Source organism: Streptomyces sp. I05A-00742 (assembly GCF_013055795.1).
In the GTDB taxonomy this organism is placed as follows: domain Bacteria; phylum Actinomycetota; class Actinomycetes; order Streptomycetales; family Streptomycetaceae; genus Streptomyces.
On sequence record NZ_JABETO010000021.1, the window covers coordinates 1 to 12,516 of the forward strand.

The 12,516-nt window shown below is 74.2% G+C and carries 12 protein-coding genes; 4 read left to right on the top strand and 8 right to left on the bottom strand.

Going from position 1 to position 12,516, the window contains the following annotated elements; genetic code table 11:
- From HN013_RS20085 to HN013_RS20095, 3 genes are all read right to left on the bottom strand, one after another.
- A partial coding sequence (locus tag HN013_RS20085) for a glycosyltransferase family 2 protein (protein ID WP_171168159.1) occupies nt 1–781 on the bottom strand: 781 nt, incomplete at its 3' end.
- Nucleotides 778–2,433 carry a carbamoyltransferase C-terminal domain-containing protein gene (locus tag HN013_RS20090; RefSeq protein WP_171168161.1) on the bottom strand — a complete coding sequence of 552 codons (1,656 nt, stop codon included), beginning with the start codon at nt 2,431–2,433 and terminating at the stop codon, nt 778–780. The genes HN013_RS20085 and HN013_RS20090, both read right to left, overlap by 4 nt.
- Nucleotides 2,434–2,491: 58 nt before the next feature.
- Nucleotides 2,492–3,454: a UDP-glucuronic acid decarboxylase family protein gene (locus tag HN013_RS20095; protein WP_171168164.1), complete on the bottom strand. Its 963-nt coding sequence runs from the start codon at nt 3,452–3,454 to the stop codon at nt 2,492–2,494.
- A 436-nt stretch (nt 3,455–3,890) separates the two neighbouring features.
- Here HN013_RS20095 and HN013_RS20100 point away from each other — a divergent pair, with 436 nt between their 5' ends.
- On the top strand, nt 3,891–6,011 hold the full coding sequence (locus tag HN013_RS20100; RefSeq protein ID WP_171168165.1) for a catalase: 2,121 nt from the start codon (nt 3,891–3,893) through the stop codon (nt 6,009–6,011).
- Nucleotides 6,012–6,028: 17 nt separating this feature from the next.
- Nucleotides 6,029–6,682 (top strand): endonuclease, encoded by a 654-nt coding sequence (locus HN013_RS20105; RefSeq protein WP_171168167.1) that lies wholly within the window; start codon nt 6,029–6,031, stop codon nt 6,680–6,682.
- 132 nt (nt 6,683–6,814) lie between these two features.
- On the opposite strand, the gene HN013_RS20110 is transcribed toward HN013_RS20105, so the two are convergent.
- Genes HN013_RS20110 through HN013_RS20125 form a run of 4 tightly spaced genes read right to left on the bottom strand, consistent with a single transcriptional unit; the run spans nt 6,815 to nt 9,789 of the window.
- On the bottom strand, nt 6,815–7,837 hold the full coding sequence (locus HN013_RS20110) for an iron-containing redox enzyme family protein (protein WP_171168169.1): 1,023 nt from the start codon (nt 7,835–7,837) through the stop codon (nt 6,815–6,817).
- Between the two features lie 59 nt (nt 7,838–7,896).
- A complete protein-coding gene (locus HN013_RS20115) occupies nt 7,897–8,121 on the bottom strand; it encodes a CDGSH iron-sulfur domain-containing protein (protein ID WP_171168170.1) in 225 nt (74 codons plus the stop codon).
- Nucleotides 8,102–8,800: a HemK2/MTQ2 family protein methyltransferase gene (locus HN013_RS20120; RefSeq protein WP_312018658.1), complete on the bottom strand. Its 699-nt coding sequence runs from the start codon at nt 8,798–8,800 to the stop codon at nt 8,102–8,104. Before HN013_RS20120 ends, HN013_RS20115 begins: the two co-directional genes overlap by 20 nt.
- 23 nt (nt 8,801–8,823) lie before the next feature.
- Nucleotides 8,824–9,789 carry an LLM class F420-dependent oxidoreductase gene (locus tag HN013_RS20125; protein WP_171168173.1) on the bottom strand — a complete coding sequence of 322 codons (966 nt, stop codon included), beginning with the start codon at nt 9,787–9,789 and terminating at the stop codon, nt 8,824–8,826.
- Nucleotides 9,790–9,938: 149 nt separating this feature from the next.
- Here HN013_RS20125 and HN013_RS20130 point away from each other — a divergent pair, with 149 nt between their 5' ends.
- Nucleotides 9,939–10,112, top strand: a complete 174-nt coding sequence (locus HN013_RS20130; protein WP_171168175.1) for a CsbD family protein — start codon at nt 9,939–9,941, stop codon at nt 10,110–10,112.
- A gap of 244 nt (nt 10,113–10,356) precedes the next feature.
- On the opposite strand, the gene HN013_RS20135 is transcribed toward HN013_RS20130, so the two are convergent.
- Complete coding sequence (locus HN013_RS20135) at nt 10,357–11,832, bottom strand: aminotransferase class I/II-fold pyridoxal phosphate-dependent enzyme (protein ID WP_171168177.1); 1,476 nt, start codon at nt 11,830–11,832, stop codon at nt 10,357–10,359.
- A 215-nt stretch (nt 11,833–12,047) separates the two neighbouring features.
- On the opposite strand from HN013_RS20135, the gene HN013_RS20140 reads away from it, so the two are divergent.
- Nucleotides 12,048–12,209 carry a hypothetical protein gene (locus HN013_RS20140; RefSeq protein WP_171168179.1) on the top strand — a complete coding sequence of 54 codons (162 nt, stop codon included), beginning with the start codon at nt 12,048–12,050 and terminating at the stop codon, nt 12,207–12,209.
- Nucleotides 12,210–12,516: the final 307 nt, after the last annotated feature.

Genomic DNA, 12,516 nt, shown 5'->3' on the forward strand with positions numbered 1-12,516 from the left:
CCGCCGCGGCACCGGCCGCGGTGACCGCGGCGTGCCCGCGCAGCCGCCCGCGCGGGGCGCCGGCCCGCTCCCACCAGCCGGGCCCGTGCAGCCGCACCATCAGCGCGTCGTCGGCGTTCCCCGCCTGGTTGCGCACCGACACCCAGGGGCCCGCGGGCCGCACGGGATGCCGGGTCGTCCGGCTGCCGCGCTCCAGCCGGCGGCCGGCCGCCAGGACGCGCAGGGCCAGATCGGCGTCCTCGCGGAAGGCGCGCGGGAAGCGCTCGTCGAAGCCGCCCACGGCCTCCAGGACGGAGGCGCGGTACGCCATGTCGGCCGTGGCCCAGCGCGCGTGCGCCAGCCCGGCGGTGTTGCGCTCCCAGTCCGTGGGCCGGCGCCCGGCCGGCAGCGGCACCTCGATGACGCCCTGTATGCCGCCCACGTCGGCCGCCGCGCACAGCAGGTCGCCCGTCAGCTCGTCCCGCCACGCGGGCCCGACCCGGACGTCGTCGTCGAGGAAGACCACCCAGGGGCTGTGCGCCGCGCGCCAGCCGGTGTTGCGGGCCGCGGCCGGGCCCCTGCCCCCACTGACCAGCACCGCCGCGCGGGCGCGCAGCGGGCCCAGGGCCGCCAGCGGCAGCGGCGGCCGGGCGTGCCGCGGGCCCCGGCGGTCGTCGACGACGATCACCTCGCGGGGTTCGGGGCCCGCCGACGAGGCCAGCGCGTCCAGGCAGTCGGCGAGGCAGGGCCGTCCCACGGTGGGGATCACCACCGCGTAGGCGAAGGAACCGGTCGTGTTCATCCCGTCCCCCTCCCTCCGGCGTACGCGCGGCCGCGCCGGACCGCGTACGGGCCGATCGCCAGCAGGTCCACGGGCGCCGAGCCGAAGCACTCCAGCGCGTCGCGCGGGTCGTCGACCATCGGCCGCCCGGCCGTGTTCAGGCTGGTGTTGACCACCACCGGCAGGCCCGTGCGGCGCTCGAACTCCGCGAGCATCCGCGCGACCAGCGGCTCCCGCGCCGGGTCCACGCTCTGGATCCGGGCGGTGCCGTCGACGTGCACGACGGCCGGGATACGGTCCCGCCACGGCCGGACCACCTCGTGCACGAACAGCATGTACGGGCTGGGCAACGGCCCTTCGAAGATCTCGGCCGCCCGGTCGGCGAGGACCATCGGCGCCACCGGCCGGAACTCCTCGCGCCCCTTGACGTGGTTGAGCCGCTCCAGGTTCTCCGCCCGGCCCGGGTGGGCCAGCAGCGACCGGTGGCCGAGCGCCCGGGGCCCGTACTCGCTCCGGCCCTGGAACCAGGCGACGATGCCGTCCGCCGCCAGCTCCTCGGCCACCGCCGCCGCGATGTCCGGCGGCCGCTCGTACGGCACCCGGGCCCGTTCCAGCCAGCCGCGCAGCTCCTCGTCGGACCAGCCGCGGCCCAGGCCGGCGCCGTCCATCGGCGCGGTGGGGGACCCCCCGTCCGCGGCGAGCTGCAGCGCGGCGCCCAGCGCCGTGCCCGCGTCGCCGGCGGCGGGCTGCACCCACACACGGCGGAACGGACCCTCCACGGCGATCCGGGAGTTGGCCACGCAGTTGAGCGCCACGCCGCCCGCCATGGCCAGCGACTCGGCACCCGTGCGGCCGTGCAGCCAGCGGGCGAGGTCGAGCAGCAGCTCCTCCAGGCACGCCTGGGTGCTGGCGGCGAGGTCCGCGTGGTCCTGTGTCCACTCCTGGCCGGGGGAGCGCGGCTCGGTCAGCGCGGACCACGGCACCGCGTGCGCGCGGAAGCCGCCGTCGCCCGTCGCGTGCAGGTGCTCGCGCACCTCGGTGAGGAAGCGCGGCTTCCCGTACGCGGCCAGGGCCATCACCTTGTACTCGTCGCTGCTGCGCAGGAAGCCCAGGTGCTCGGTCAGCTCCTCGTAGACCAGGCCCAGGGACTGCGGAAGCCGCTGGCTCGCCAGGACCTCCAGGTCGCCGCCGGTGTAGCGGCCCGCCAGGTGCGAGGCGCACTCCCCGCGCCCGTCGAGGACGAGCACGGCGCTGTCGGCGTGCGGGGCGGCCAGGCCCGCGGACGCCGCGTGGGCGACGTGATGGGCGACGAACCGGACGCGTTCGGGGTCCAGGCCCGGCAGGGCATCGGCGAGGAAGGCCGGCGCCTCCCGGGCGTAGGTCTGCCGCAGGTGGTCCCACGGGTCGTCGAGACCCAGGTCCGGGGCGGGCAGGGCGAGCGCCGGGTCGTAGGAGTAGGCGACGGCGTCCAGGTCGCCGGGGCTCAGCCCGGCGTGCTCCAGGCACCACCGGGCGGACAGCACCGGCAGTTCCCAGGCCGCGAACGGCACCGGGCGCTTGCCGTGCTTCCGCCGGGAGAACCGTTCCTCCTCGGCGGCGGCGACGATCCGTCCGTCGACGACCAGCGCGGCCGCCGGGTCGTGGAAGAGGGCGTTGATACCGAGGATGCGCATGCCGTGCTCCGTTGCTGGTGGGGGACGCGTCGGGCTTCCGGACGCCGAGGACGGGGAACTAGGCGACGGCGGACCGGGCGAACCACTCCACGGTCCGCTTGAGCCCGTCCGCGCAGTCCACGCGGGGCGCCCAGCCGAGGAGGCGGCGGGCCAGGGTGATGTCGGGACGGCGCTTGCCCGGGTCGTCGACCGGCCGGTCCACGAACTCGATCACGGAGGCGGAACCCGTCAGGTCCACGATGAACCGGGCGAGTTCGAGCACGGTGGTCTCCCGCGGGCCGCCGATGTTGACCGGCCCCGGGTACCCGCTCCCGGCGAGCGCCAGGATGCCGTCCACGGTGTCGTCCACGTACGTGAGGGAACGCGTCTGGCTGCCGTCCCCGGCCACCGTCAGCGGTTCGCCGTCGAGCGCCTGCCGGATGAAGTTGGGCACCGCCCGCCCGTCGTCGGCCCGCATCCGCGGCCCGTAGGTGTTGAAGAGGCGGACGATCGCGGTGTCCGTGCCGTGGGTGCGCCGGTAGGCGGCCACCAGGGCCTCGGCGTAGCGCTTGGACTCGTCGTAGACGCTGCGCGGACCGACCGGATTGACGTTGCCCCAGTACTCCTCCCGCTGCGGGTGTTCGAGCGGATCGCCGTACACCTCCGACGTGGAGGTGAGCAGGAAGCGCGCACCGTCGCGGCGGGCCAGTTCCAGGGCGGCACGGGTGCCGTTGCTGCCGGCCTCCATCGTCTGGAGCGGCAGCCGCAGATAGTCCACGGGCGAGGCCGGGCAGGCGAGGTGGAGGACCAGGCCGACGGGGCCGGGGACCGCGGCCAGGGCGGCGGGGTCCGACACGTCGGCCCGGACGAAGGAGAAGCCCGGACTCCCTTCCAGGTGCGCGATGTTGTCGCGCGATCCGGTGGCCAGGTTGTCCACACAGCAGACCTCGGTGCCCTCGGCCAGCAGCCGTTCGCACAGGTGGGATCCGACGAAGCCCGCTCCGCCGGTGATCACCGCACGGGTCCAGCGTCGTTCGTCCATGATCACACTCCTTCGCGTACGGGCACCGGTCGGGTGCGGTACGGCCTTGCGGATGGGAGGCGTCGTCCTCTCCGGGCGGCTGCCGGCGCACCGGGTTCCGTCCGGTGGCGGGGGCCTGTCGGCGACGCGGAATGGAGTTCTGCTGTGCGGCCGGCCGTCGGGGGTCCGGCGCGGGGGCGCGGTCGCCGGAGGCCGGTTCACCCGGGGCTCGCGGTCGTGACCCGCCGTAGCGAATGCGACTCAGGAAGAAGCGTCGCACAGCACCGTCCGTTGGGCCACCTGGGGCACGCCCGACGCGGCGGCACCGGCCGTACCGCCCGTTTCGGCTTGCCCGCCCAGGGCAGGCGGGTGAGCCTGAGGAGGCGAGCGGCGCCGTGCCGACGCCGACCCGGGGACAACCGCACCACGAGGTCTCGATCAGGAAGGACGTACGCGCGTGCCCGCTCATGCCGAGTCAGGCCGGGGCAACCCGGCAGCACAGGACGCCAAGGACCAGCAGCTGGCACAGTTCCGTGCCGCTCCCGCGCACGACGCGCTCACCACCGACCAGGGGGTCCGCGTCGACGACACCGACAACGCGCTGCGGGCCGGCCGCCGCGGGCCCACGCTGCTGGAGGACTTCCACAACCGCGAGAAGATCACGCACTTCGACCACGAGCGCATCCCCGAACGCGTGGTCCACGCGCGGGGCGCCGGTGCCTATGGCTACTTCGAGCCGTACGCGTCGCTGTCCGAGTTCACCTGCGCGGACTTCCTCGCCGAGGCCGGCCGCCGGACGCCCGTCTTCGTCCGCTTCTCCACGGTGCAGGGCCCCCGCGGCTCCGCCGACACCGTCCGCGACGTCCGCGGCTTCGCCACCAAGTTCTACACCCGCGAGGGCAATTACGACCTGGTCGGCAACAACATGCCGGTGTTCTTCATCCAGGACGCCATCAAGTTCCCCGACTTCGTGCACGCGGTGAAGATGGAGCCGCAGAACGAGATGCCCACCGGCGCCTCGGCGCACGACACCTTCTGGGACTTCTGCTCCCTCCAGCCCGAGTCCACCCATATGCTGATGTGGCTGATGTCGGACCGTGCCATCCCGCGCAGCTTCCGGATGATGCAGGGCTTCGGCGTGCACACGTTCCGCTTCGTGACCGCCGACGGGCGCGGCACCTTCGTGAAGTTCCACTGGAAGCCCAAGCTGGGCGTGCACTCCCTGGTGTGGGACGAGGCGCAGATCACCGCCGGCCGGGACCCCGACTTCAACCGCCGGGACCTGTGGGAGTCCATCGAGGCCGGCGAGTACCCGGAGTGGGAGCTCGGCGTGCAACTGGTCTCCGAGGAGGACGAGTTCGCCTTCGACTTCGACCTGCTCGACGCCACGAAGATCATCCCCGAGGAGCAGGTGCCCGTCCGCCCGGTCGGCCGCCTCGTCCTGAACCGCAACCCGCAGAACTTCTTCGCCGAGACCGAACAGGTCGCCTTCCACACGGCCAACATCGTGCCCGGCATCGACTTCACCAACGACCCGCTGCTCCAGGGCCGCAACTTCTCCTACCTGGACACCCAGCTGATCCGGCTCGGCGGCCCCAACTTCAGCCAGATCCCCGTCAACCGGCCGGTCGCCGACGTCCACCACAACCACCGCGACGGCTTCGGCCAGCAGGTCATCCACCCGGGCACCAACTACTTCCCCAACTCCCTGGGCGGCGGCTGTCCCGCGCACGCGGGCGCGGGCGGCGGGGCCGGCGTGTTCCGGCACTACGCCGAGCGCGTCGACGGCGAGAAGATCCGGGTGCGCAGCGAGAGCTTCCAGGACCACTACAGCCAGGCGGCGCTGTTCTGGAACAGCATGGCCGACTGGGAGAAGCGGCACATCGTCGAGGCGTTCCGCTTCGAGCTGGGCAAGGTCGGGTCCGTCGAGGTGCGCGAGCGGATGACGGGGAACCTGGCCCACGTCAGCGCCGACCTGGCGACCCTGGTCGCCGAGGGCCTGGGCCTGCCCGCGCCGGCCCCGGTCCCCGGCGTCACCACCGCCGCCTCGCCCGCCCTCAGCCAGGAGAACCTGTCCGGGACGGGTATCCGCACCCGCAAGATCGCCGTGCTGGCCGCCGACGGGACCGACGCCGGGCTGGTGAACGCCGTCCGCGGGCGGCTCGCCGCGCACGGGGCGATCGTCGAGGTGCTGGCCGCCCACGACGGATCGGTCCAGGGCGCCGGGGGCGAACTCCTCGACGTCGACCGGGCCATGCCCACCATGGCCTCCGTCCTCTACGACGCGGTCCTCGTCCCCGGCGGCGCCCAGGCGGTGTCGGTACTGGCCGCCGATCCCGCCGCCGTCCGGTTCGTCGAGGAGGCGTACCGGCACGGGAAGCCGCTGGCCGTCTTCGGTGAGGGAACGCGCCTGCTGACGGCCGCCCGGCTGCCCGACGAGGTCGTCCTGGGCGAATCGGCGCCCTCCTACGGTGTGTTCACCGGCAACGGCACGGCACCGGCGGAGGACGTCGCCGACGCCTTCGCCGTCGCGATCGAGCGGCACCGCTTCCCCCACCGGCCCGGCCTGCTCAACTGACCCGTGAGGAGCGCACGGTGAACGCCACCGCCGACCGGCGGACCGTACGGGCCCTGCTGGAGGCCCACGGGCGGACGTACGCCGAGGAGGCGGGCATCCGCCTGCGGGACACCCCGCAGCCCCTGTACCGCCTCCTCGTCCTGGCCTGCCTGCTCAGCGCCCGGATCCGGGCGTCGGTCGCGGTGGCCACCGCCCGCAGCCTGGCCGAGGCGGGTCTGAAGGACCCGCGCCGGATGGCCGCCGCCACCTGGCAGCAGCGCGTCGACGCCCTCGGCGCGGGCGGCTACCGCCGCTACGACGAGCGCACCGCCACCCAACTCGGCGAGGGCGCCCAGCTGTTGCTCGACCGCTATGGCGGCGACGTCCGGCGTATGCGGGCGGCGGCCGACGGCGACCCCGCCCGGCTCCGTGACATCCTCCAGGAGATCCCCGGCCTGGGCCCCGCGGGCACCGACATCTTCCTCCGCGAGGTCCAGGGCGTCTGGCCCGGCATCCGTCCCCACCTCGACGACAAGGCCCTCCAGGGCGCCGCCCGCCTCGGCCTGCCGAAGCGGCCCGCGACGCTGGCGGGCCTGGTCGGGCCGGAGGAGACGCCCGCCCTGGCCGCGGCGCTCGTGCGGGCGGCTCTGGACGGGGCGGTGGTGGAGGATGTGCGGCGGCGGGCTGAATAGCTGGGGGTGCCCCCTCTGGGGGAGCGCGCAAAAGAGTGACCACACGACCGGGCTTGATGTTAAGGAACAAGCTGATCTGCCGAAGAGGGACCCTACCGCCGCCCCGGTTCAGGAGCCGCCCCGGTTCAGGGTTCAGGGGCGCTCCTCCTCCACCCCGGAGCCGTCGAGCGGCTCCCGCAGCGAGGAGCGGCCCCCGCGCCACGCCTCCACGACATGGCGCTCGAACCGCTCCTCCACCCGGCGCGTGGCGGTGATGCCGAACTCCACGTCGGCCGCCAGCCCGGACTCCTGCCGGAGCAGGCCGCCGACGACATCGCGCCGGACCAGTTGTTCGTGCACCGCGTCGGCCGACACGTGCTCGGCGTAGAAGTGCACGGCGGCCGGGCCCGTGCCCAGCCGTTCCATCGCCCGGACCATCCGGCGCGACCCGGGCGGCGAGGCGCACTCGAGTGCCGCGAAGTGGCCGACGAGGCAGCCGCGCAGCGCCCGGTGCAGCCCGAAGAGCGACATCAGGTTGACGGTGGTCAGGGTGGCCGGGGGGACGGCGTCCACGTAGCGGCCGTAGGTGGGGTCGAGCCCCAGGTCCCGCAGGAGTCCGGCGTACAGCGTCGCGTGCACCCGGTCGGCCCGGCCGGCGCCGAACTCGTCGTACTCCACGGCCACCAGGCCCGCCTTGGCGCTGCCCGTGAGCCGGGGGATCGCCCAGGCGTGCGGGTCCGCCTCCTTGAGCTGGTAGACGGAGCGGTGCGCCGCGTACTCGCGGAGCTGCTCCCATGTGCCGTGGTCGCGCAGGAAGTACGAGGCACCTTCGACGCTCCCGTCGTCCCGCGGCTCCACGACCAGGGCCGCCAGCGCGGCGTCCACCCCGTCCCCGGCCGGCGCGTCGGCCCGCAGCGCCGCCAGGAACTCCCGCTCCAGCGCGGCCCGCAGCCGCAGGACGCGCGGGTCCCACTCCCAGTCGTCGGACACGCCGGGGAGGCCGCGGTAGTGCAGCTCGTAGCAGAGGTACAGGGCCAGTTGGAGGTCGTCCCCGTAGGGATCGGCCGCCGCCGCGGCGGCCGATCCGGGCAGCGGGTCACGGCCGTCGCCCGGGTCGTGGCCGAACAGTTCCAGGAGCGCGCCGGAGAGTTCTCCGCGCGCGGCCGGACGTCGCATCGTCAGCCTCCGATGTCCGCAGGGATCGCGGGATGGACGGTTGCCCGGTGCCGTTCCCGTCACGCCGGGCGGCGGTGACTGGTGTCGCACCAGGGGAAGTTCTCGCTGCGGCGGCACACGCAGAGGGCCACCACCGGACGGTCGGAACGGACCACCGATCCGTCGTCCAGGACGACTTCGACCGGCCCCTCGACGAGGAACGGGCCGCCCGGCTCGCGCGACACCCGCCGGGCCGGCTTCGGCGCGTCCGCACCCCGCTCCGGGTCAGGGAATGCGCTGTCCACGGATCACCACCACCTCTTCCTCCTCCTGGCCCGCCGCCAGCAGGCCGCGTTCCCGCAGCCAGTCGGCTCGGCCGCGCAGGACCGGCCCGAGGGGCATCGACCTGCGGACCACGACGTCCGTCTCCAGGCCCGCCCGGCGCAGGAGGTCCAGCGTCCGGACCTCCCCGCTCAGCGCCGACTGGACCAGCAGCAGCACCCCGGACGGCCGCAGCAGCGGCGGCGCCTCCGCGCACAGCCGGTCGAGCACCGCGCGGCCGTCGCCCCCCGCCTCCCAGGCCCGGGCCTGTCCGTGCCCCGGGAAGGAGCCGTCGGGGGAGGGGACGTACGGGGGATTGGCGAGGACGAGGTCGAAACGCCGCCCCGCGACCGGGGCGAGCAGATCCCCGCGCCGCACCTCGACCCGGCACCCCGTGAGCAGGGCGTTCAGCCGGGTGTTGAGCACCGCCCGCGCGGACGAGTCGACGGCCGTCACCCGGGCCCCGTCCCGGCGGGCCGCCACGAGCGCCAGTGCGCCCGTCCCCGTGCCGACGTCGAGCACCCGCGCCCCCGCCGGCAGCGGCTCCCGGCGGAGCGCCGCCTCCAGCAGGGACGAGTCCTCCTGCGGCGGATACACTCCCGGCAGCCGGAGCAGCCGCCGCGCCGGGCGGGACCGGGAGAGGAGCGACGCATCGCTGGGCACGACGGGCGGACTTTCCTGACCGGTCACAACTCCCGCAACGCGGGCAGCAGTTCGTCGGCCGACCATTTCAGGAACGCCTCCTGGTGCTCGCCGCCGATCTGGACCAGGGCGACCTCGTCGAACCCGGCCTCGGCGTAGGGCCGGACGGCCTCGACGAAGTCCTCGACCTTCGGCCCGCAGGGGATGCTCCCCGCGACGTCGTCCTTGGTGACGAACTGGGTCGCCGCGCTGAACCCCCGGTCGTCCCGCAGCTCGGAATTGACCTTCCAGCCCAGTCCGAACCAGCGGAACTGGTCGTGCGCCCGGTCGATCGCCGCGTCCCGGTCGGGGTCGTAACAGACGGGCAGCTGCCCGACGCGCGGCTTGCCCTCGCCGCCGTGCCGGTCGAAGGCGTCCAGCAGCTCCTTCTTCGGCTCGGTGGCGATGACGAGGTCCGCCAGGTGCCCGGCGAGCCGGCACGAGACCTCACCCGAGACGGCGATGCCGATGGGCGGGGCGGGATCGGGCAGGTCCCACAGCCGGGCGTGCTCGACGTCGAAGTGGGGGCCGTGGTGGGTCAGGGTGCGCCCTTCGAGCAGGGCCCGGATGATCCCCGTCGCCTCCTCCAGCATCTCCAGCCTGAGGTCGGGGGACGGCCAACCGCCGCCCACCACATGCTCGTTCAGGTTCTCTCCCGAGCCCAGTCCCAGCCGGAACCGGCCCTCGGACAGCAGCTGCACCGTGGCCGCCTGCTGGGCGACGACGGCGGGGTGGTAGCGCGTCGTCGGGCAGGTCACATAGGTCATCAGCGGGATCCGGGACGTCGCCTGCGCGGCGGCGCCCAGGACGGCCCAGGCGTTCGGGGAGTGGCCCTGCGAGGCGAGCCAGGGGAAGTAGTGGTCGGAGATGACGGAGAAGTCGAACCCCGCCTTCTCGGCGCCCACCACATGCCCGACCAGATCCCGCGGCCCGGCCTGCTCGGTCATCATTGTGTAGCCGATGTGCACCATGCATCCCCGAGTGCCCGAAGCGTCCGGAGGGAAACCCGTGGGTCGCTCAGGGATCCGTTCGGCCGTACGGGACATGCGTATCGCGGGCGGGCGCGGGACACTCGCCAGTGAGGGGGATCGTTCCTCTTCCTCGAAAGGGAGTACGCGCCATGAGCGCCAAGAACAAGGCCAAGGCCAAGGCGGAGCAGGCCAAGGGCAGGATCAAGGAGACCACCGGACGCGCGACCGGCGACCGGCGGATGCAGACCGAGGGCCGAGTGGAGAAGACCAAGGGCGACGTTCGCGAGGCGGTGGAGGACGTACGACGGAACACGAAGAAGTGACGCGGGGCGCGGCAGGACGCCGCGCACCCAACGGAGTGCCGCGGACCGCGTGAACGCGGCGCGGACCGCGGAAGAAGACCCTTGAGGTCGTCACCGGCCCCGGACGCCCCAGGCGTCCGGGGTCCTCGCGTGCGGGGCCGGACGTCCGGGCCCCGCGTCCGGGCAGGCCGTCCGGGCCTCGCGTGCCGTGTCGGACGTCCGGGCCTCACCCGCCGGGCAGGCCGTCCATGCCCCCGCCGGCCGGTCAGGAGTCCGGTCCCTCCCGCACCACCCGGACGGTCCGCAGCCGCGGGTCGGCCGCGTCCGGAAGGTGCATCCCGGCCGCGACCCCGGTGCGCAGGTACTCCAGCACCGGCGCCGTGAGGCGCTCCCCGGGCAGCGCCGTGGGGATGCCCGGTGGGTACGGCGTCAGCATCTCGGCGGCGATCCGGCCCTCGGCCAGGTCGCAGGGGACGTCCTCGACGGGCCCGAAGTAGGCGTCGCGGGGCGGCAGGGCCTGCTCCAGGCGAAGGTCCTGCGGGGACGGCACGGCCACGACGGGCGCGGGCCGCAGACCGGCGGCCCGGTCGGAGAGGTCGCGGAGCGCGGTGAGCAGGGTCCGCGCCGTGCTGTCGTCGTCGGCGTGGGTGAACTGGGCGCTGATCCGCCGGTGGTCCACGATGTGCAGGTCGACGCGGTGCCGGTCGCGGAGCCAGTCGGCCGCCCGGTAGCCGGTGGTGCCGAGCTCCGCGATATCGATGACCACGGGCAGCGGGTCCAGATCCGCGGCCCGTCCCGTCCCCGTGAAATCGGCGCGGTCGTTCACGTGCAGCCCGTCGATGCGCTCGATCCCCTTCCGTACGGAGGCGGCCAGTTCCAGCGCGCGGTCCAGCAGTTCACGGCCCCGCAGCACCATCTGCCGCCGCCAGCCGTCGATCCCGGCCAGGATGAGGACGGACGGGCTGGTGGTGCCCAGCAGATCGGCCCGGGACTTCAGAGCGGCCGGATCGATCAGGCCGCCCCGGAGGTGGAACACCGAGCCCTGCTCCAGCCCGCTGCCCATCTTGTGGATGCTGGTCACGCACACGTCGGCGCCGGCGTCCATGGCCCAGGCCGGCAGGTCCGGATGGAACGGGAGGTGGGCGCCCCAGGCCTCGTCCACGACGAGCGGGCGCGACCGCCGGTGGCAGACCTCGGCGACGGCGGCGAGGTCGGCGCACGACCCGTACGGGGTCGGGCTGGTGACCAGCGCCCCGCGGGCGTCCGGGTGCGCCGCGAAGGCCCGCTCGAACGCCTCGGCGGACGGCGGGTGCGCGAGGTGCCGCTCCGGGTCCCACCGCGGCTCGACCCACACCGGGTGGATACCGGCCAGGATCAGCCCCGCGACCACGGACTTGTGGGCGTCCCGGCCCACCAGGAGCTTCTCGTGCGGACTGGCGACGGCCAGCATCGCCGCCTTGACCGACAGCGAACTGCCGCAGGTGGTGAAGAACGTGTGCTCGGCGTGCACGGCGTCGGCCATCAGCGCCTCGGCCCGTTCGAGGACCCGCCCGCCGGTCCGCCGGTCGTCCAGACCGCCGGACGCCAGGACGTCCGAGCGGAACACGGCGTCGCCGAGCTCGCGGCGGACGTCCGGGTCGGCTCCCCTCGCCTGTTTGTGCCCGGGCGGGGTGAACGGCAGCCGTCCCACCCGGTGGTAGTCGGCGAGCGCTTCCAGGACGGGCGCCTGAGTGTGATCCATCGGATCCCTCCGGGTGCGGGCGGCTGTCGTAACGAGTGTGACCCGCCGCCCGCCGGGGAAACCCGGGCCGTCCGCCCGGACGCCAGGGCGGGGCATTCGGAGGCGACTGGTCCCGGGGAAGCACGAGGTGCGCACCCTCGACCAGCCAATGGGAGGTGACATGGGTCGGGGACACACCCAGGGTCGCCACGTCGGCAGAGTACGGCCGTGGGGCGATGACCACGGTTTCCAGGCAGTGGACGTACGAGCGGGGGCCCGACGGCCGCCGGCGAAGGGCCGAGACGTTCGGCTTCGACACGCGGGAGCTGAAGAACCCCCTGCGTGACACGGTCCTCGGCGCCGGCTGGACCTCGCGCGGAGCGGTGTTCAGCCTCTGACCGGCCACCTCGGAGGCTGACGCCGCAGGATCCCGGAGCATCAGCGCGCTCAGCTCGCCCCGGCGGAGGCCGGCGGGGCTCAATCACCAGTGACCCATAGGTAACCGTCGGGCTCGATCAGCAGCGTCCAGCCACTCAGCCCGGGGGGAATGCCCCCGGGCGTCGCGGCCGTTGTCCGGATACGGCGGTACGAAGGGTGCGCGCAGGAGTGGCGGGGGAGTGGCAGTGGTATGCCTGTGATCGTGCCGAGGCTGCGGCGCCCCGAACGGCCGCCGGACCGCAGGACACCACGGGAACCGCCGACGAC